The following is an 18,209-nucleotide window of genomic DNA, read 5'->3' as shown; positions in this document are numbered from 1 at the left end:
CAGGACGTTACCGCTTAGATTTCGACTTGTTGCGCGATCCCTTTTTCTTTTGCGATCTCAAGGACCTTTTGCGCGACAGCCAGATCCTGCAGGCCGACGCCAGTGCCGTCGAACAGCGTGACTTCGGCATCAGCACGGCCGGGGTTGTCCCCGGTCACCACCGCGCCCAGTTCGCTGATCTGTTCCTCCTTGATCAGCCCTGCGGCGATGGCGTGCTGGCATTCGCCGATGCTGATCGACTGTGCGACCTCATCGGTAAAGATCCGGGCGCGCGTGACCAGCGCCGGATCCAGCTCTTGCTTGCCCTTGGTGTCGGTGCCCATGGCGGCGATATGCGTCGGCCCCTTCACATGCTCGTTCAGAAGCAGCGGCGAGAAGGACGAGGTGATCGAGATGATCACATCCGCCTCTTCGCCGAGTTGCGGCAGATCGACCGCCTCGAAGGGCAGACCCAGCTCGGCAGCGGTATCGGCAAGGCGTGACAGCATCTCGGGATGCGGGTTCCAGCCGATGACCTTTTCAAAGCCGTGCACATTGGCCGCGGCGCGCATCTGGAAGGCCGACTGATGGCCGGCGCCGATCATGCCAAGCACCTTTGCACCTTTGGGCGCGAGATACTTGATCGACACAGCCGAGGCCGCCGCCGTGCGCAGCGCGGTCAGCAGGTTGCCACCCACCGCCGCCGAGACCCGGCCGGTATCCGGGTCGAACAGAAAGACGGTGGACTGATGGTTGATCAGCCCGTGCTTTTGGTTGTTCGGCCAATAGCCCCCGGCCTTCAGCCCCAGCGCCAGTCCCGAGGCGTCAAAGCCGCCCTTAAAGCCATAAAGCGCGTCCTCATACCCGATGGCCTCGCGCACCACGGGAAAGTTATAGGCCTTGCGCCGGGCCATCGCGGCGAAGACCGCCTCGATGGCCTCAAAGGCCGCCTCGGGGTTCATCAGACCCGCGATTTCCTTTTCGGCGACGACATACATCAGTAGGCCTTTCCGCGCGCCGAGACCGGCCAGACCACCTCGACCTTGCCGCCGCGCACGCCGACATACCAGTCGTGGACGTTGCAGGTCGGGTCGCAATGGCCGGGCACCAGCCGCAGCTTTTCATTGACCTTGAGCACGCCGTCCTTGTCCTCGACCACGCCATGTTCGTCGCTGCACTTGATGTATTTCACATCATTGCGGCCATAGACGAAGGGCAGGCCGCTATCGACGGACTGAGCCTTGAGGCCCGCGTCCACCACCGCCAGATGCGGCTTGGCATGCGACATGACCGAGGTCAGGATGAACAGGGCGTTTTCCCATTCACCCTGGTCGATACGGTTGCCGTCCTTGTCATGGATACGGCCGTAATCGGCATCCATGAAGGCGTAAGAGCCGCATTGAAGCTCGTTATAAACGCCCGAGTTGCTTTCGAAGTAATACGAGCCGGTGCCACCACCCGAGACGAATTCGGGGTTCAGACCCTCGGCCTTCAGCGCCTCGACGGCCTCTTCGACCTGTGCGATGGCGGCGTCCAGCTTGGCCTTGCGATCCTCATAGCTGTCCATGTGCTGCATGGCGCCCTGATAGGCCTGAATGCCCTTGAAGGTCAGGTTCGGGGCGGCAGCGGCAGCCTTGGCGATCTCGACCACGGCTTCTTTGGTCGTGACGCCGCAACGGCCTGCGCCGCAGTCGATCTCGACAAAGATGCCCAGTTCGGTGCCGTGGCGCTGCGCGGCGGCCGACAGATCGGCGATATTGGCCACCTCATCGACACAGACAGTGACCGTCGCGCCCAGCTTGGGCATACGGGCAAGGCGGTCGATCTTGGCGGGGTTGCGCACCTCGTTGGTGACAAGGATGTCCTTGATGCCGCCGCGGGCAAAGACTTCGGCCTCGCTGACTTTCTGACAGCAGACGCCGACGGCGCCGCCCAGCGATTCCTGCAGCTTTTGCACATCGACGGATTTGTGCATCTTGCCATGGCTGCGGTGACGCATCCCATGGGCCTTGGCGTAATCACCCATTTTCTTGATGTTACGCTCAAGCGCGTCCAGGTCGAGGATCAGGCATGGCGTCTGGATATCGTTTTCATCCATGCCGGGCAGGGCGGGAATGTCGTAACCGACTTCGTAGCCGGAGAAATCCGTTTTCGCGTTCATGGGGCTCTCCTCAGTTCCAGGGCAGCTTGTCGAGATCGACATTGCCGCCGGTGACGATGACGCCGACGCGCTTGCCGGCGAATGCTTCGGGGTTTTTCAGGATGGTCGCCAGCGGCACGGCGCTGGAGGGTTCCATCACGATCTTCAGGCGCTTCCAGATCAGCTTCATCGCGTCGACGATCTCTTGCTCCGAGGCCGTCAGGATGTCGGTGACGTGGTTGCGGACGAAATGCCAGGTCAGTTCCTTCAGCGGCACTTTCAGACCGTCGGCGACGGTGTTGGGCGCGTCATCGGCGATGATATGGCCGGCGCGGAAGCTGCGGGCGGCGTCATCGGCCTGTTCTGGCTCGGCGGCGTAGATTTTCACCTGCGGCGTAAGGTTCGACAGCGTCAGGCAGGTGCCCGAGACCATGCCGCCGCCACCGATTGGGGCGACCACGGCATCCAGCCCCTCGACCTGCTCGATCAGTTCGGCCGAGCAGGTGGCCTGACCGGCGATCACGCGCCAGTCGTTATAAGGATGGACGAATTCGGCGCCGGTTTCGGCCACGACCTCGGCAAAGACCGCCTCGCGCGAGCTGGTCGAGGGTTCGCATTCCACCACGCGCCCGCCATAGCCGCGCACAGCGTCCTTTTTGGCCTGCGGCGCGGTGCGCGGCATGACCACGGTGCAGGGGATGCCACGACGACCGGCAGCATAGCTGAGGCAGGTGCCGTGGTTGCCGCTGGAATGGGTCGCAACGCCCTTTTTCGCCTGCTCATCCGACAGTCCAAAGACTGCGTTCGAGGCCCCGCGCGCCTTGAAGGCACCGGCCTTTTGCAGGTTCTCGCATTTGAAGAACAGCTCGGCCCCGGTCAGTTCGTTCAGCATGCGCGAGGTCAGCACCGGCGTGCGGTGGACATGCGGGGCGATGCGTTCACGCGCGGCCAGCATGTCGCCAAGCGTCGGGATATACATCACATCCTTCATCTCAGGCGGCCTTCTTCAAAGCGGTGGCAGTGGTCTGGCGGTAATGTTCCTGTGCGGCGGCAACGCCCGAGCCCAGCTTGATCGGCAGGCCCAGATCAGCCATCACCATTTCTGCCACGGCGATGCCGGACAGGGCCATGGCGTCGGTCAGGCTGCCAAGGTGGCCGATGCGGAACACCTTGCCCGCAACCTGGCCAAGGCCGGTGCCGAAGGCCATGTCATAGGTCTCCAGTGCATGGCTGACGATCAGGTTGGCATCAAAACCCTCGGGCACGCGGATGGCGCTGACGCTGTCCGAATAAAGCTCGGGCCGGACGGCGCAAAGCTTCAGGCCCCAGGCCTCGACGGCGGCGCGCACGCCACCAGCGATGCGGTGGTGACGGGCAAAGACGTTCTCAAGCCCTTCGGACAGCAGCCGTTCGCAGCTGGCGTTCAGCCCGTTGATCAGGCCGACCGGCGGCGTATAGGGGTAGCCGTTGCGCGCATAGCCCTGAGCCATGTCGCGGATGTCAAAGAAGGTGCGGGGCAGGCGCGCGGTCTCGACCGCAGCCATGGCCTTGGGTGAAAAGCCGACGATGGCCAGACCCGGGGGCAGCATAAAGCCCTTTTGGCTGCCGGTGACGGCGATATCGACACCCCATTCGTCCATGCGGAAATCCATCGAGCCGATCGAGCTGACGCCATCGACGAATAGCAGCGCAGGGTGTTTCGCATTGTCGAGCGCGCGGCGGACAGCGGCGATGTCGGATTTCACGCCGGTCGCGGTCTCGTTATGGGTGGCCAGAACCACGCGGATCTCATGCCCTTTGTCGGCGGTCAGGATCTCTTCGAAACGGTCGGCGGGGATGCCTTCACCCCAGGGCGTTTCGACAAAGGTGACGTCCAGCCCGTGGCGCTGGCACATGTCGATCCAGCGATGGCTGAACATGCCGTTACGCGCAGCCAGCACCTTGTCGCCGGGCGACAGCGTGTTGGTGATCGCCGTTTCCCAGCCGCCGGTGCCGGTCGAGGGGAACAGGAACACTTCGGCCTGCGTGGACTTAAGGACTTTCTTCACGCCCTCCAGTGCCGGGTGCAGCATCCGGCCGAACACCGGCGAGCGGTGGTCGATGGTCGGCATGTCCACGGCCTTGCGCATCTCCTCGGGGATGTTGGTCGGGCCGGGAATAAAGATCGGGTTCTGACTGGTCATGGCAATTCCTCCTGCTTGTGGAACAGGCTACGGCCCGCTGTCCATTAAAGCAATTTTTCTGAAAAATATTTCGCAATCGCGGAAAAATGGTTTAAACTGGCGCAGAATCAAACAGTTGGCCTTTTCCAAAGCTGGGAATTGATTTTAAATAAATTTGACAAGCTGTCGAAAGGATTCGTTGAATGTCGGTTCAGGTGCGAAAACGCGGTCGTCCAAGGGGTCGCGCCGGCGGCTTTGGCGCCGAAGATTCGGGCGGCATCCGCGCGCTGGATCGGGCGCTGGATATCCTTGATCTGATCGCCGCCTCGAACGGGCTGACGCTGACCGAAATTGCGCAAAGGCTGGAAATGGCACCATCCACCGTGCACCGGGTTCTGGTGACTCTGGCGGCGCGCGGTGTGGCGGAAAGTGACAGCCAGACACAGGCGTGGCACGTCGGGCCGACGGCCTTTCGCCACGGCTCGGCCTTTATGCGCCGTTCGGGCCTTGTTGAGCGGGCGCGGCCGCTGCTGCGCCGGCTGATGGAGGTGACGGGCGAGACGGCGAACCTTGGCATCCTGAACGGCGATGCGGTTCTGTTCCTAAGTCAGGCCGAGACGCATGAGACGATCCGCGCCTTTTTTCCCCCTGGTACCCGCTCGGCCCTGCATGCCTCGGGCATCGGCAAGGCGCTGCTTGCCCATGCCAGTATGATGGATCTGAAGCGGATGCTGCGCGAAATGCGGCTTGAGCGTTTTACCGGGATGACGCTGACCGACCCGCAGGCGCTGCTTGAGGATCTGGCCCGCATCCGTGCCCGCGGCTATGCGCTTGATAACGAAGAGCGCACGCCCGGCATGCGCTGTATCGCCGCGCCGATCTTTGACCTTGCGGGCGAGGCGGCGGCGGGGATCTCGGTTTCGGGGCCGACCTTGCGCATGTCGGACGAGCGGTTGGCCGCCATGTCCGAGGCGGTGATCGCTGCCGCGCGCGAGCTGTCCTTTGGCGCGCCCCCTGCGGCTGACGGCGGCTGAGCCTTTTGCAGCGGAATCGCAGCCGGTCATTGCCTGCGCGCCCCGGCTGCGCTATCGGGGCGGCAAAGCAAAGGGGACCCAAGATGACCGAGCGCAAAAGCGGCCTGTCCTATGCCGAGGCCGGAGTGGATATTGATGCTGGCAATGCGCTGGTCGAGCGGATCAAGCCCGCCGCCGCTGCCACCCGTCGCCCCGGCGTGATGGAGGGGTTGGGCGGTTTCGGCGCGCTTTTTGATCCGCGCGCCGCTGGCTATCAGGACCCGGTTCTGGTGGCTGCAACCGATGGCGTTGGAACCAAGCTGCGCATCGGTATCGACACCGGCGAGCTGGACGGGTTGGGGATCGACCTTGTCGCCATGTGCGTGAACGATCTGGTGTGCCAGGGTGCCGAGCCGCTGTTCTTTCTGGACTACTTTGCGACCGGGAAACTGTCGGTTGCCGAGGCCGCCCGCGTCATCAACGGCATTGCCGAGGGTTGCCGCCTGTCGGGCACTGCGCTGATCGGTGGCGAGACGGCCGAGATGCCGGGCATGTATGCGCGCGGCGATTTCGACCTTGCCGGTTTTGCCGTCGGCGCAATGGAGCGCGGGACCGCGCTGCCTTCGGGCGTTGCCGATGGTGATGTGCTGTTGGGTCTTGCCTCGGACGGAGTGCACTCGAACGGCTTTTCGCTGGTGCGCAAGGTGGCCGAACATGCCGGGCTTGACTGGAATTCGGCCTCGCCCTTTGGCGGCGGGACGCTGGGTCAGGCGCTTTTGGTGCCGACGCGGCTTTATGTCCGCCCGGTGCTGGCCGCGATCCGTGCCGGCGGTGTTCATGCCGCAGCCCATATCACCGGTGGCGGCATCACCGAGAACCTGCCGCGCGTTCTGCCCGAAGGGCTGGGCGCCGAGATCGACCTTGACAGCTTCAGCCTGCCGCCGGTCTTTGACTGGCTGGCCGAGGCTGGCTCGATTGCCGAGCCCGAGATGCTCAAGACTTTCAACTGTGGCATCGGCATGATCCTGAGCGTGGCCGCCGACCGTGCAGCCGAGCTTGAGGCGCTGTTGCAGGCCGAGGGTGAGACTGTCGTCCGCCTTGGCCACGTTCGCCCCGGCGCAGGGGTGCGCTATAGCGGCCGCCTGCGGTGAAACGCGTCGCGATCCTGATCTCGGGCGGGGGCTCGAACATGGTCAAGCTGGTCGAATCGATGACCGGCGACCATCCGGCGCGTCCGGTCATCGTCGGCTCGAATGACCCGCAGGCTGCGGGGCTGGCACGTGCGAGCGCCCTTGGCGTGCCGACCTTTGCCGTGGATCACCGCGATTTCAGGGGCGATCGCGCCGCTTTTGAGGCAGGGCTGCTTGGACCCTTGCTTGCTGCCCAGCCTGACATTCTGTGCCTTGCCGGATTCATGCGTATTCTGACCTCTGAGTTCGTCCAGCAGTTTGAGGGGCGGATGCTGAACATCCACCCTTCGCTTTTGCCGAAATATCCGGGGCTGCACACCCATCAACGCGCCATCGAGGCGGGCGATGCCGAGGCCGGTGCGACCGTTCATCTGGTGACGCCTGAACTCGATGCTGGGCCAATTCTGGGTCAGGTTCGCGTGCCGGTGTTACCCCAGGACACGGCCGAGTCTCTGGCCGCCCGGGTACTGGTGCAGGAGCACCGGCTTTATCCCAAGGTGCTGCGCCGCTTTGCGCGGGGCGAACTGTCGCCGATTACCCTGACCGCTGCCTGAGGGGTAGGGCGGTAGCGCCCCCGGCGCCCTGATGGGTGCGGGGGCAGCGGCCATTATTTCTCGGGCACAAGCCCGCGCGGGGCAAATCGCAGCACCACCAGCAGCACCAGCCCCAGCGCGATAAAACGCATATGCGGCGCGCTGCCAAGAAGGTGATCGCGCAGCACGCCTTCGGGCATGGGCGCGGTGACCAGGCGCATGAATTCGGGACCCCAGACCTCGGCCTTGATCCACAGGAACCAGATCAGGATAGCTCCCAGCGCCGCACCCCAGTTATTGCCCGAGCCGCCGACGATCACCATCACCCAGATCAGGAAGGTATAGCGCAGCGGGTTAAAGCTGGTTGGCGACAACAGCCCGTCCAGCGTCACCATCATCGCGCCTGCAAGGCCGATCACCGCGCTGCCGATGATAAAGATCTGCAGATGACGGCGGGTGACATCCTTGCCCATCGCCTCGGCTGCGGTCTCATTATCACGGATCGCGCGCATCATCCGGCCCCACGGCGATTTAAGCGCCAGTTCGGCAAGCAGGATCAGACCCAGAAGCACCAGCCCGAACAGGCCCGCATATAGCAGCTTGACCCAGATCCCCGAGGCGACTGTCGGGCTAAGCCCCCAATCGGCAGCGCGGGCGACGAAATCCGGACTGTTCTGCAAATCCAGCTCATACGGGACGGGACGCGGGATGCCCGAGACGTTCTTGACCCCGCGCGACAGCCATTCTTCGTTGCGCATTACCGCGACGATGATTTCCCCAATCCCCAGCGTCGCGATGGCCAGATAGTCCGAGCGCAGCCCCAGCGCCACCTTGCCCACGCCCCAGGCGGCAGCGGCGGCGAAAAGTGCGCCTACCGGCCAGGACAGCAGCACAGGCCAGCCCAACCCGCCGATATTGCCCGTGCGGGCCGAGTCATTGGCCTCGATCGCCATGACAGCCGGATCAAAGAGCCCGCGATAGACAACAAAGCCGATGATAAGCACCGCGATCAGTGCGGGCACACGGAGGGGGCCGGAAAAACGGCTCCAGACCTGCGCGGCAAGGACCAGCGTGCCCAGCCCGACGACCAGCGCGACAAGAACCCGCGCGCCGCCTGCCGCCCATGCGCCCTGCACCGGCTCGGTCGAGATCAGGACCGGGGCAAGGCCGCCAAGTGCCAGAAAACCGACGACACCCGCGTTGAACAGGCCCGCATAGCCCCATTGCATATTCACACCCAGCGCCATGATGGCTGAGATCAGCCCCATGTTCAGGATGGCCAGCGCCGTGTTCCAGCTGCCCGAAAACAGGGCGTTGCGCATGGTGCCCTCGGCCACGAACAGCGCGACAAGGATCAGAAACAGGAACGGTGCGCGCCAGGGGCTGACCGCATCGGCTTGACGTGTATTCGACATGGATGCCCCTCCCTCAGACGGATTTGCCGCGGAACAGGCCGGTTGGCCGGAACAGCAGGACGACGATCAGGATGACAAAGCTGACCGCGAATTTGTATTCGGTGGACAGCAGTTGCAGCAGGCCGTCTGTTTCAAAGCCCAGATAGGCCGCGATCTTGCGCCAGGGATAGGTGACGGCCACCTCGGAAAAGGCGACGATAAAGCCGCCCGCCACCGCCCCCAGCGGATTGCCGAGCCCGCCGACGATAGAGGCGGCAAAGATCGGCAGCAGGATCTGGAAGTAGTTGAAGACCTTGAAGGACTTGTCGAGCCCGTACAGCGTGCCCGCCGTTACCGCCAGCGCGGCGGCGATAAGCCAGGTCAGCCGGACCACCCGTTCGGGGTCGATGCCTGACAGCAGGGCCAGATCTTCGTTGTCGGAATAGGCGCGCATCGCCTTGCCGGCCCGCGAGCGGTTCAGGAACCTGAACAGAGCCCAGCAGGCCAGCGCAGTGACAACCAGCGTCAACGCCTGACTCACGCGCAGGGACAGCCCCTCTGACAGGCCCGTCCAGGCGCGGAACTGCTGCACGCTGATCAGAAAGCGCGCGCCGTCATCAAAGCGGATCTCGTCCACGCCGATAACCAGCCGGGTCAGCCCGTTCATGATGAACATGACCCCGACCGAGGCCATGACCAGAATGATCGGCGCCGAGCGTTTGCGGCGATAAAAGCGATAGACTGCGCGATCAACCCCAAGCACCAGCACCGAGGTCAGCGCGATGCCAATGGGCAGGGCAAGCAGGGCGGTCGGCAGTGGGCCAAGGCTGATGCCAAGCGCCTGCAGCCCCCATGTCACCAGAATGACCAGCGCCGTGCCAAAGGCCATGGTGTCGCCATGGGCGAAGTTGGAAAAGCGCAGGATGCCATAGATCAGCGTCACCCCCAGCGCGCCAAGCGCAAGCTGTGCGCCATAGGCGGCGGCGGGGATGACCACAAAATTCAGGATGGCCACCAGGGCGTTCAGAATATCCATCTTCAGCCCCCAAGGAAGGTACGGCGGACCTCGGGATCGGCCAGCAACGCCTGCCCGGTGTCGGTGTAGCGGTTGGCGCCTTGCACGAGGACATAGCCAATATCGGCGATTTCCAGTGCCTGACGGGCGTTCTGTTCGACCATCAGGATCGAGATGCCGGTGCGTGCGACCTCGATGATACGGTCGAAAAGCTCATCCATGACGATGGGAGAGACGCCCGCGGTCGGTTCGTCCAGCATCAGCAGGCTGGGCCGGGTCATCAACGCCCGGCCAACGGCGACCTGTTGGCGCTGCCCTCCGGACAGCTCACCCGCGTTCTGCTTGCGTTTTTCAGCGACGGCGGGGAACAGGGTATAGACCTGCTCCATCGTGTCGCGAAAATCGTCGTCGCGGATAAAGGCACCCATTTCAAGGTTTTCTTCGACCGTCATGGTCGGAAAGATGTTGTGGGTCTGGGGCACGAAACCCATGCCTTTGCGCACCCGCTCTTGCGGGGTCAGTTGGGTGATATCCTCACCCGCCAGCCGAACGCTGCCTTCGCGCAGGTTCAGCATGCCAAACACCGCCTTCATCGCGGTCGATTTACCTGCCCCGTTGGGGCCGACGATGACCGCGATCTGACCGCGCTCGACCGTCAGGGTGCAGCCGTTCAGGATATCGGCCTTGCCATAGCCGCCGCGCATGTCGGTGGCGGAAAGATAGGGCTCTGCCATCACAACCCTCCTTCCGGCTTGCCGTCGCCGCCATGCCCGGCCTCAGAGCCAAGGCCGGGCTGGGCGCCGTGCGATTCCGCAAAGGCCGCCTCTTCGGCCACTTCTGCTGCGACCTTGTTTTTAAGGCCGGTACCCAGATAGGCCTCAATCACCGCTTCATTCTTCATGATGCTGTCGGCCGAGCCTTCGGCCAGCACCTTGCCCGCCGCCATGACGATGACCGGGTCGCAAAGCCTGCCAATGAAATCCATGTCATGTTCGATTACACAGAAGGTGTAGCCGCGTTCCTTGTTCAGCCGCACGATGGCATCGCCAATGGTGCCCAAAAGCGTGCGGTTCACCCCTGCGCCGACCTCGTCCAGAAAGACGATCTTGGCATCGACCATCATGGTGCGGCCCAGCTCAAGCAGCTTTTTCTGTCCGCCCGAGAGGTTGCCCGCCTTTTCCTCGGCCAGATGGGAAATGGTCAGGAACTCAAGAACTTCGTCGGCTTTCTTGCGAAGCGCACGCTCTTCCTCGCGGATGCGGCGACGGCGAAACCAGGTGTTGATCAGCGTCTCGCCACTCTGTCCGGCAGGCACCATCATCAGGTTTTCGCGCACGGTCATGGATGAGAACTCATGCGCCAGCTGGAATGTGCGCAGCAGCCCCTTGCGGAACAGCTCATGCGGGGGCAGGCTGGTAATATCCTCACCGGCCATCATCACCCGGCCAGAGGTTGGTTTAAAAACTCCGGCAATCACGTTGAATAATGTAGACTTTCCGGCGCCGTTCGGGCCAATCAGCCCGGTGATGGAGCCGGTCTCGATGGTTAGGCTGGCGCCATCTACGGCGCGAAAGCCCCCGAAATGCTTTTGCAGGTCGTGGACCTGGATCATCAGACCCCCCAGCTTCATGCGTTGGCATGAAGATCTTCCCTTATGGGATTGTTTTTAATTCAGAAAAGGGTCCGGTTTCTCGGACCCTTTTCGCGATCTCATGATATCAGCGATAGCCGACCACGTTCAGCTTGCCGCCTTTGAAATCGACTTCGCGGTAGACACCCGCGCTTTCGCCCGGCTCGATCAGCTCGACCGAAGTTGCACCGACATAGTCGATGTCCTGACCCGCGGCCAAAAGTTCAAGCGCCTTGGCCAGTTCGCCTGGCAGGATCTTTTCACCCGGCGCGTTGGCAACCTCCATCACCTTGTCCTTATAGACCTTGGGGTCCGAGGATTTGGCGGCCTGCATGGCCAGAAGCATCAGCGCAGAGGCGTCATAGGATTCGCCGGCATAGGCCGAGGTGCCGTCGAAACCTGCTTCCTTGGCCAGAGCCTCGAACTTCTCATGCCCCTCACCTTCAGCCGAGGGGTTCTGGCCGAACGAGGTTTCAAGCTGAGTGCCGAATTTCTCGGCGAGCACATTGTTCACCATGCCGTCGGGCAGCACGAAGGTCTCAAAGGCTCCGGTGTCAAGCGAACCCTGGATCACGCCCGAGCCGCCCTGGTCGGCATAACCGGCGACGACCAGCGCATCACCGCCGGCGGCGGCAAGTGCGGCGACCTCGGCCGAATAGTCGGCTTTGCCGTCGTCATGGGCTGAAACCACGGTCACAGTGCCGCCTTTGGCCTTGTAGGCCTCGGCAAAGCTGTCGGCCAGGCCCTTGCCGTAGTCGTTGTTGGTATAGGTGACCGCGACGCTTTTGATGCCGCGCTCAAGCACGATATCGGCCATGACTTCGCCCTGACGCGCGTCCGAAGGCGAGGTGCGGAAGAAGAAGCCCTTGTCGTCGATGGTCGACAGCGCAGGCGAGGTTGCAGAGGGCGAGATCATCACCACACCGTTCGGCACGCCCACGCGTTCCAGCGAGGCGATGGTTTCACCCGAGCACATGCCGCCCATGATGCCCTTGACGCCTTCGGCAGTTACCAGCCGTTCGACAGCGGCCACCGAGGCGGCAGCATCGGCGCAGGTGTTATCGGCTACAACCGGCACGATGGTCGAGCCGTCCAGCAACTTGCCACTGTCCGAAACCTCCTTCATCGCCAGTTCCGCGCCTTTTTGCATTGCGGGCGAGATCGATTCCAGCGGCCCGGTCAGGCCCAGCGAAATGCCCATCTTGATCTCTTCGGCACCGGCAGCGCTGGCAAGCAGAGCACCGGCGGCGCTGGCCAGAAGAAGCTTTTTCATTCGTTGTCTCCCTGAGTGGATCGTTGTCCTGTCAGACAGGTTATAGGGGCGGCAAAAAAAAGAAAAGCATGTTGGAGGCCGGAGAATGTGGCAATTCGGCGGCTTGCCGTGGCGGAAACCGGCTATCTGCCAGAGGCAGCGCCGCGTTCGCGATAGGGCGTGCAGCCGTAGGTTGCGCGGTAGCATTTCGAGAAATGCGCCGCCGAGGCAAAGCCGCAGGCCAGCGCGATTTCCATGACGCTCATTTCGGTCTGCAAAAGCAGGTTCCGGGCGCGTTCAAGCCGCAGCTCCATGTAATGGCGTTTGGGCGACCGGCCAAGGTAGCGGGCAAACAGCCGCTCAAGCTGGCGGGGGGACAGGCCCGCCTCGGTCGCCAGTCGGGCAGGGCTGATCGGGTCCTCGATATTGGCCTCCATCCGCGCGACGACCTGCGCAAGCCTTGGGTGGCGCGCGCCAAGCCGGGGCGGAATCGACAGGCGCTGCTGGTCCTCTTCCGAGCGGATGGCGGTGTGGATCATCTGATCGGCCACCCGTCCGGCCAGTTCAGGGCCGTGGTCGCGGGCGATCTGGCGCAGTATCATGTCGATGGCGGCGGTGCCCCCTGCGGCGGTCAGGCGGTTGCCATCCTCGACAAAGACGGTGCGGATCAGGGTGACATCGGGGAACTTCTCGGCAAACCCGTCCTGATTTTCCCAATGAATCGTGCAGCGGCGACCGTCGAGCAAGCCAGCCTCGGCCAGCACCCATGCGCCGGTGCACAAGGCACCGATGCGGGTGCCGCGCCGCGCCTCGCGCCGCAGCCACGCCAGTACCTGCCGGCTGGCTGCGCGCGGCACGTCCAGCCCGCCGCAGACCAGCACCGTGTCGCCACGCGCTGTCTCGGTCAGGCCACTGTCGAGCATCAGCCGCGCACCGTTTGAGCAGGTGGCGGCCGTGCCGTCCTCTCCGATCAGGCGCCAGTCATAAAGCTCGCGCCCTGCCAGACGGTTGGCAAGGCGCAGGGGCTCGATTGCGGCGGCAAAGGAAATCATGGTGAACCGGTCCAGCAGCAGGAACAGATAGCGCTGCGGACGCGGCTGGGAGGGGGGCGGAATCGCTGCCGGGGCAGGGGTAACAGCTGGGACGATATCTGGCATGTCGGACGCGCGTAACTAACAGATGCAGATCAGCAGGCTAACTCGATGCGTGCAAGGCTTTTCCTTTGGTCTTGCAGTCTCTATATGGCAGGCACCGCTTGCAGAAGGATAGGATCATGGCTCCGACGAATTCCAGTCCCGCGACCCCGGCACCGGCATGGGACAAGCGCGGCTGGCGCGCCTATCCCCGTACTCAGATGCCCGATTACCCCGATCAGGCCGCGCTTGAGGCTGTTGAGACGCAGCTTGCCAAATACCCCCCGCTGGTTTTTGCGGGCGAGGTGCGGCGGCTGAAAGCCTCGCTCGCGCAGGTCGCGGCGGGCCGCGCCTTCCTGTTGCAGGGGGGCGATTGCGCCGAAAGCTTTGCCGAATTCTCGGCCGACAATATCCGCGACACATTCAAGGTCATGTTGCAGATGGCTGTCGTTTTGACCTGGGGGGCGCAGCTGCCGGTGGTCAAGGTCGGCCGCATGGCAGGCCAGTTCGCCAAGCCGCGCTCGGCCGCGACTGAAAAGATCGGTGACCAGGAACTGCCGAGCTATCGCGGCGATATCATCAACGGCTTTGAGTTCTCGGCCCGGGCCCGGGTGCCTGATCCGCAGCGTATGCTTGCGGCCTATACGCAGGCGGCGGCGTCGCTGAACCTGCTGCGCGCCTTTTCGACCGGCGGCTATGCCGACATGCATCGCGTCCAGAGCTGGATCAGCGATTTCACCGGTGGAGAAGAGGCGGCGCGTTATCGCGACATCGCCGACCGCATCAGTGACGCCATGGCCTTTATGGCGGCGGCGGGTGTGACCTCGGAAACCGCCCATGACTTGGGCAAGGTCGATTTCTATACCAGCCACGAAGCCCTGTTGCTGGAATACGAAGAGGCCTTGGCGCGTATTGATTCGACGACGGGCCTGCCGGTCGCGGGGTCGGGCCATATGATCTGGATTGGCGACCGCACCCGTCAGATCGACGGAGCCCATGTCGAGTTCTGCCGCGGTGTGCAGAACCCGATCGGGCTGAAATGCGGCCCCTCGATCAGCGACAGCGATCTGAAAACCCTGATCGCCAAGCTGAACCCCGAGAATGAGCCGGGCCGACTGACCCTGATCGCCCGCTTTGGGGCCGGCACTGTCGGCGACCACCTGCCGCGCCTGATCAAGGCGGTTCAGGAAGAGGGTGCGAATGTCGTCTGGTCCTGTGACCCGATGCATGGGAACACCATCAAATCTGCCTCGGGCTACAAGACCCGGCCGTTTGATTCGGTGCTGCGCGAAGTGCGCGAGTTCTTTGCCGTTCACCGCGCCGAGGACACCATCCCCGGGGGCGTCCATTTCGAGATGACCGGCAAGGATGTGACCGAATGCACTGGCGGCGTGCGTGCCGTGACCGACGAGGATCTGTCGGATCGCTATCACACCGCCTGCGACCCGCGCCTGAACGCCAGTCAGTCGCTTGAGCTGGCATTTCTGGTTGCCGAAGAGCTGCGCAACCGCCGCGTCAGCGGCGCAGGCCGTGCCCGCGCGGCGGGCTGATCTGCAAAGATTTCCCTCTGAACGGGGGCGGCGGGGCTTTGGCCTTGCCGCCCTTTTCATTTGGGCGGGTCAGGCAGGCGTACGGGGATTTCGGATCAGGCGGAAACGGGCACGCCGCGCCTCGGGCGTCGTCGGCTCGCACTGCGGGGCCGAGGGACCGGTCCATGGCGCAGGAGGTTCGGAAAAGCTTATGTAAGAGGGCGAAGGCTCAAGCACTCTGGCGCCCGGGATAACCGGGAATTGCCGATCTGCCAGCAGATCAAAGCGGCGCGGATTGGCCCCGATCTGACCCTCGGCGGCCAGACAGCCAAGCGCCCGGGTCACGTCCCCAAGGTCCGAGCGCAGCGGCAAAAGCGTCATCCGCCCCTCCAGTGCCGGCCTGCCGTAGCTGGCCGGGGATTGCAGGGTGATTTCGGTGATCTGCGGCCCGCGAAAGACGCTTTCCAACACGTCCGACAGTCGCCCGCGTGAGGTGGTGTTGAAAAGGGCGCATAGCGGCATGCCCCGCACCTCCATCCCCATCAGGTCGATAAGATGTCGCCCCGCCAGTCGAAAGCGCGCTGCGCCCGGGGCGATGCGCTCAAGGATAAAGGTGTAATCCAGCACCCGGCGGATGCCATGCGGATCAATATCGGCGCGGTCGGGGATGGCGCGCCCCTGGCGCAATCCTTCCCAATAGCTGCGGATTTCGCCAAGGATACTGCCGGGCCGGATCGGCAGTTCATAATCGGCCAGACGCAAGAGCTTGCCGCGATTCTGCGAGGGACCTGCCTCATATGTGCGGTCATTCTCTTTTCCGGGGTCATCCGACATCGGGTTGGTCTTGCCTGCCTACTCGTAACACAAACGGTTTTTTCGCAGCCTAAACCCTTGTCGCCGCGCTGCCGAGCAAATTCTTGACCAATGGTTAAAATCGGCCCGGATGCCCTGCCGCGGGGCTTGACCCTGCGGGCGGCGGGGGTCATTCAGACGGCGCTGGAACGGCAGGGGATATAAGGGCATGGAGATCGGGCGCAGCGGACTTCTGGTGATCCTGTCCTCGCCTTCCGGGGCGGGCAAATCGACGCTGGCGCGGCGGCTGATGGAATGGGATCCGGCTTTGCGCTTTTCGGTTTCGGCCACCACCCGCAAACCCCGCCCCGGCGAGGTCGAGGGTGAACATTACTATTTCCGCACGCCCGAAGAGTTCAGCGCAATGGTTGCGGGGGGACAGATGCTTGAACATGCCGAGGTGTTCGGCAATTTCTACGGCACCCCGCGCCAACCGGTCGAAGAGGCGATGCTTGCCGGCCGCGACACGTTGTTTGACGTCGATTGGCAGGGCGGACAGCAGATCCGCGCCTCGGCTCTGGGCAATCATGTCATCTCGATCTTTGTCCTGCCACCGAGCCTGGCCGAGCTGGAGCGGCGGCTGATCGGCCGCCAGCAGGACTCGATGGAGGTGATCGCCGCCCGGATGCGCAAAAGCCGGGATGAGATCAGCCATTGGGCCGAATACGATTATGTCATCATCAACGACGATGTTGAACGCAGCACCGAGGCGCTGAAAACCATCCTGACCGCCGAGCGGATGCGTCGCGCCCGGCAGGTGGGTCTTGGCCCCTTTGTCCGCAAGCTCATGGAGGAAGAGAGCGCATGATCTGGCAGCTGGACGGCATAGCGCCGCAAATCGCGGATGATGCATGGGTCGCGCCTGATGCGCAGCTGATGGGCAAGGTGGTCCTTGAGCCGGGTTCAAGCGTCTGGTTCGGGGCCGTGCTGCGCGGTGATAACGAAGAAATCCGCGTCGGCAGGAACTCGAACGTGCAGGATCTGACGGTCTGCCATACCGATATCGGTTATCCGCTGACCATTGGTGCTGATTGCACCATCGGCCACCGCGCCATTCTGCACGGCTGTACCATTGAGGATGGGGTGCTGATCGGCATGGGCGCGATCATCCTGAACGGGGCCCGGATCGGGGCCGGATCGCTGATCGGGGCCGGGGCGTTGATTGCCGAGAATAAGGTGATCCCGCCCGGATCGTTGGTCATGGGGACGCCGGGCAAGGTTATACGCGAGCTGGACGAGGCTGCGCGCGCGAGGCTGCTGAAATCGGCCGAGGGTTATAATCGCAATGCCGTCCGCTTTCGTCAGGGGCTGGCTCAGGCCGGGCAGGGATGATGATCGAGGCGCGGCTGCACGCATTGCTGCGCGCCGTGCCGGTGCCGATGCTGGTCGTAGACCAGCGGGCGCGCGTCATCGGTGCCAATGAGGCTGCTGAAGCTTTGCTTGGTGCAGTGCCGGGCGACCGGCCCTTTGTTACCGCCCTGCGCCACCCCGAGGTCAACGCGGCGCTGGACGCGGTTCTTGCCGGGCAGGATCGGGCGCGGCTGAATGTCACGCTGGGCTCTGCCGACCGGCGGGTGTTCTGCGAGGTGACAGTCACCGCGCTTGCGGCGCCGGGGCTATCTGGCGCGGCGGTGGTGATCGAGGACCGATCCCGCGACGAGGAAACCGAGCAGATGCGTCGCGATTTCGTCGCCAATGTCAGCCATGAATTGCGCACCCCGCTGACCGCGCTGATGGGCTTTATCGAGACGCTGCGAGGTCCGGCCCGCAACGATCCCGCCGCCCGCGACCGCTTTCTGGACATTATGGAGCGCGAGGCGGGGCGGATGAACCGTCTGGTCGCCGACCTGCTGTCACTTAGCCGGGTCGAGCAGGATGAACGCCGTCGCCCCGCGCAGGCCCTGGATCTGGCCGGGCTTTTGCGCAGCGTTGTGACCACGCTGAACCCCGCTGCCGCCTCGGCCTCGGTACGGCTTGAGCTGCTGGGGGCAGATAGCAAGGTCTCGGTTCCCGGCGATGCTGATCAGCTGGTGCAGGTCTTTCACAATCTGATCGAGAATGCGGTGAAATACGGCAGCTCGGGTGGGGTCGTCACTGTAACGCTTGAGCATCTGACGCATGAGCCGGTGCTGCGCGGCCCGGCCTGGTCAGTTTCGGTGGTGGATCGGGGGGAAGGGATCGAGCCTCAGCACCTGCCGCGCCTGACCGAGCGTTTCTACCGCGTCGACACCCATCGTTCGCGCGAAAAGGGCGGTACCGGATTGGGGCTGGCGATCGTCAAGCATATCATCAATCGCCATCGCGGTCGTTTGCGCATCGAAAGCGAGCGGGGGCAGGGCAGTCGCTTTACCGTCATTCTGCCCGAAACCATCGGCCGGATCTGAAAC

General features: G+C 63.5%; 18 protein-coding genes. 7 read left to right on the top strand and 11 right to left on the bottom strand.

The features are described 5' to 3' along the window. Positions 1–14 precede the first annotated feature (14 nt). Genes bhcD through bhcA form a run of 4 tightly spaced genes read right to left on the bottom strand, consistent with a single transcriptional unit; the run spans position 15 to position 4,302 of the window. On the bottom strand, positions 15–977 hold the full coding sequence (gene bhcD / locus M511_RS11460; RefSeq protein WP_085502250.1) for an iminosuccinate reductase BhcD: 963 nt from the start codon (positions 975–977) through the stop codon (positions 15–17). Beyond that, positions 977–2,140 (bottom strand): 3-hydroxy-D-aspartate aldolase BhcC, encoded by a 1,164-nt coding sequence (gene bhcC, locus M511_RS11455; protein WP_010395298.1) that lies wholly within the window; start codon positions 2,138–2,140, stop codon positions 977–979. Before bhcC ends, bhcD begins: the two co-directional genes overlap by 1 nt. 10 nt (positions 2,141–2,150) lie before the next feature. After that, positions 2,151–3,110 (bottom strand): beta-hydroxyaspartate dehydratase BhcB, encoded by a 960-nt coding sequence (gene bhcB / locus M511_RS11450; protein WP_217809606.1) that lies wholly within the window; start codon positions 3,108–3,110, stop codon positions 2,151–2,153. A 1-nt stretch (position 3,111) separates the two neighbouring features. After that, positions 3,112–4,302 (bottom strand): L-aspartate--glyoxylate aminotransferase BhcA, encoded by a 1,191-nt coding sequence (gene bhcA, locus M511_RS11445; protein ID WP_010395294.1) that lies wholly within the window; start codon positions 4,300–4,302, stop codon positions 3,112–3,114. Between the two features lie 182 nt (positions 4,303–4,484). On the opposite strand from bhcA, the gene bhcR reads away from it, so the two are divergent. The 3 genes from bhcR (at position 4,485) to purN (ending at position 7,038) form a co-directional block, all read left to right on the top strand. Further along, positions 4,485–5,315, top strand: a complete 831-nt coding sequence (gene bhcR / locus M511_RS11440) for an HTH-type transcriptional regulator BhcR (protein WP_010395292.1) — start codon at positions 4,485–4,487, stop codon at positions 5,313–5,315. Positions 5,316–5,398: 83 nt separating this feature from the next. Continuing rightward, complete coding sequence (purM, locus tag M511_RS11435; protein ID WP_085502249.1) at positions 5,399–6,445, top strand: phosphoribosylformylglycinamidine cyclo-ligase; 1,047 nt, start codon at positions 5,399–5,401, stop codon at positions 6,443–6,445. Then, complete coding sequence (gene purN, locus M511_RS11430) at positions 6,442–7,038, top strand: phosphoribosylglycinamide formyltransferase (protein WP_085502248.1); 597 nt, start codon at positions 6,442–6,444, stop codon at positions 7,036–7,038. Before purM ends, purN begins: the two co-directional genes overlap by 4 nt. Before the next feature lie 53 nt (positions 7,039–7,091). Here purN and M511_RS11425 read toward each other — a convergent pair whose 3' ends face one another. From M511_RS11425 to M511_RS11400, 6 genes are all read right to left on the bottom strand, one after another. Then, positions 7,092–8,432 (bottom strand): branched-chain amino acid ABC transporter permease, encoded by a 1,341-nt coding sequence (locus tag M511_RS11425; RefSeq protein WP_085502247.1) that lies wholly within the window; start codon positions 8,430–8,432, stop codon positions 7,092–7,094. Between the two features lie 13 nt (positions 8,433–8,445). Next, entirely contained in the window at positions 8,446–9,447 is a 1,002-nt protein-coding gene (locus M511_RS11420; protein WP_010395281.1) for a branched-chain amino acid ABC transporter permease, read from the bottom strand. 2 nt (positions 9,448–9,449) lie between these two features. After that, positions 9,450–10,160 (bottom strand): ABC transporter ATP-binding protein, encoded by a 711-nt coding sequence (locus tag M511_RS11415; protein WP_085502246.1) that lies wholly within the window; start codon positions 10,158–10,160, stop codon positions 9,450–9,452. Further along, positions 10,160–11,038: an ABC transporter ATP-binding protein gene (locus tag M511_RS11410; RefSeq protein WP_085502264.1), complete on the bottom strand. Its 879-nt coding sequence runs from the start codon at positions 11,036–11,038 to the stop codon at positions 10,160–10,162. The genes M511_RS11415 and M511_RS11410 overlap by 1 nt, the downstream gene beginning before the upstream one ends. Positions 11,039–11,144: 106 nt before the next feature. Next, on the bottom strand, positions 11,145–12,329 hold the full coding sequence (locus M511_RS11405; RefSeq protein ID WP_010395274.1) for an ABC transporter substrate-binding protein: 1,185 nt from the start codon (positions 12,327–12,329) through the stop codon (positions 11,145–11,147). A gap of 122 nt (positions 12,330–12,451) precedes the next feature. Continuing rightward, on the bottom strand, positions 12,452–13,465 hold the full coding sequence (locus M511_RS11400) for a GlxA family transcriptional regulator (RefSeq protein ID WP_085502245.1): 1,014 nt from the start codon (positions 13,463–13,465) through the stop codon (positions 12,452–12,454). Between the two features lie 116 nt (positions 13,466–13,581). Here M511_RS11400 and M511_RS11395 point away from each other — a divergent pair, with 116 nt between their 5' ends. Then, positions 13,582–14,991, top strand: coding sequence for a class II 3-deoxy-7-phosphoheptulonate synthase (locus tag M511_RS11395; protein ID WP_085502244.1), 1,410 nt, complete (start codon positions 13,582–13,584; stop codon positions 14,989–14,991). 69 nt (positions 14,992–15,060) lie between these two features. Here M511_RS11395 and M511_RS11390 read toward each other — a convergent pair whose 3' ends face one another. Beyond that, positions 15,061–15,804, bottom strand: a complete 744-nt coding sequence (locus M511_RS11390) for a PAS domain-containing protein (RefSeq protein WP_085502243.1) — start codon at positions 15,802–15,804, stop codon at positions 15,061–15,063. A gap of 193 nt (positions 15,805–15,997) precedes the next feature. Between M511_RS11390 and gmk the strand changes: the two genes are divergently transcribed. The 3 genes from gmk to M511_RS11375 are packed head-to-tail and all read left to right on the top strand — an operon-like array spanning position 15,998 to position 18,206. Next, the gene (gmk, locus tag M511_RS11385) at positions 15,998–16,630 is read left to right on the top strand and encodes a guanylate kinase (protein WP_029371855.1); all 633 of its coding nucleotides are present in this window, start codon (positions 15,998–16,000) and stop codon (positions 16,628–16,630) included. After that, positions 16,627–17,154: a gamma carbonic anhydrase family protein gene (locus M511_RS11380; RefSeq protein WP_085502242.1), complete on the top strand. Its 528-nt coding sequence runs from the start codon at positions 16,627–16,629 to the stop codon at positions 17,152–17,154. Before gmk ends, M511_RS11380 begins: the two co-directional genes overlap by 4 nt. Beyond that, complete coding sequence (locus M511_RS11375; RefSeq protein ID WP_085502263.1) at positions 17,154–18,206, top strand: ATP-binding protein; 1,053 nt, start codon at positions 17,154–17,156, stop codon at positions 18,204–18,206. The genes M511_RS11380 and M511_RS11375 overlap by 1 nt, the downstream gene beginning before the upstream one ends. Positions 18,207–18,209: the final 3 nt, after the last annotated feature.

Source organism: Paracoccus sp. J56 (assembly GCF_019633685.1).
GTDB classification, from domain to species: Bacteria; Pseudomonadota; Alphaproteobacteria; order Rhodobacterales; family Rhodobacteraceae; genus Paracoccus; species Paracoccus kondratievae.
Note: the sequence above shows the minus strand (reverse complement) of the source record. Positions and strands in the feature narration are given on the sequence as shown.

Excerpts from the sequence above, each read along its gene's own strand:
- M511_RS11405 (WP_010395274.1), bottom strand. The coding sequence starts at position 12,329 with ATGAAAAAGCTTCTTCTGGCCAGCGCCGCCGGTGCTCTGCTTGCCAGC.
- bhcA (WP_010395294.1), bottom strand. The coding sequence starts at position 4,302 with ATGACCAGTCAGAACCCGATCTTTATTCCCGGCCCGACCAACATCCCC.
- bhcB (WP_217809606.1), bottom strand. The coding sequence starts at position 3,110 with ATGAAGGATGTGATGTATATCCCGACGCTTGGCGACATGCTGGCCGCG.
- purM (WP_085502249.1), top strand. The coding sequence starts at position 5,399 with ATGACCGAGCGCAAAAGCGGCCTGTCCTATGCCGAGGCCGGAGTGGAT.
- M511_RS11395 (WP_085502244.1), top strand. The coding sequence starts at position 13,582 with ATGGCTCCGACGAATTCCAGTCCCGCGACCCCGGCACCGGCATGGGAC.
- bhcC (WP_010395298.1), bottom strand. The coding sequence starts at position 2,140 with ATGAACGCGAAAACGGATTTCTCCGGCTACGAAGTCGGTTACGACATT.
- bhcD (WP_085502250.1), bottom strand. The coding sequence starts at position 977 with ATGTATGTCGTCGCCGAAAAGGAAATCGCGGGTCTGATGAACCCCGAG.
- M511_RS11375 (WP_085502263.1), top strand. The coding sequence starts at position 17,154 with ATGATCGAGGCGCGGCTGCACGCATTGCTGCGCGCCGTGCCGGTGCCG.
- M511_RS11410 (WP_085502264.1), bottom strand. The coding sequence starts at position 11,038 with ATGATCCAGGTCCACGACCTGCAAAAGCATTTCGGGGGCTTTCGCGCC.
- M511_RS11380 (WP_085502242.1), top strand. The coding sequence starts at position 16,627 with ATGATCTGGCAGCTGGACGGCATAGCGCCGCAAATCGCGGATGATGCA.
- M511_RS11420 (WP_010395281.1), bottom strand. The coding sequence starts at position 9,447 with ATGGATATTCTGAACGCCCTGGTGGCCATCCTGAATTTTGTGGTCATC.
- M511_RS11415 (WP_085502246.1), bottom strand. The coding sequence starts at position 10,160 with ATGGCAGAGCCCTATCTTTCCGCCACCGACATGCGCGGCGGCTATGGC.
- M511_RS11400 (WP_085502245.1), bottom strand. The coding sequence starts at position 13,465 with ATGCCAGATATCGTCCCAGCTGTTACCCCTGCCCCGGCAGCGATTCCG.
- M511_RS11425 (WP_085502247.1), bottom strand. The coding sequence starts at position 8,432 with ATGTCGAATACACGTCAAGCCGATGCGGTCAGCCCCTGGCGCGCACCG.
- M511_RS11390 (WP_085502243.1), bottom strand. The coding sequence starts at position 15,804 with ATGTCGGATGACCCCGGAAAAGAGAATGACCGCACATATGAGGCAGGT.
- bhcR (WP_010395292.1), top strand. The coding sequence starts at position 4,485 with ATGTCGGTTCAGGTGCGAAAACGCGGTCGTCCAAGGGGTCGCGCCGGC.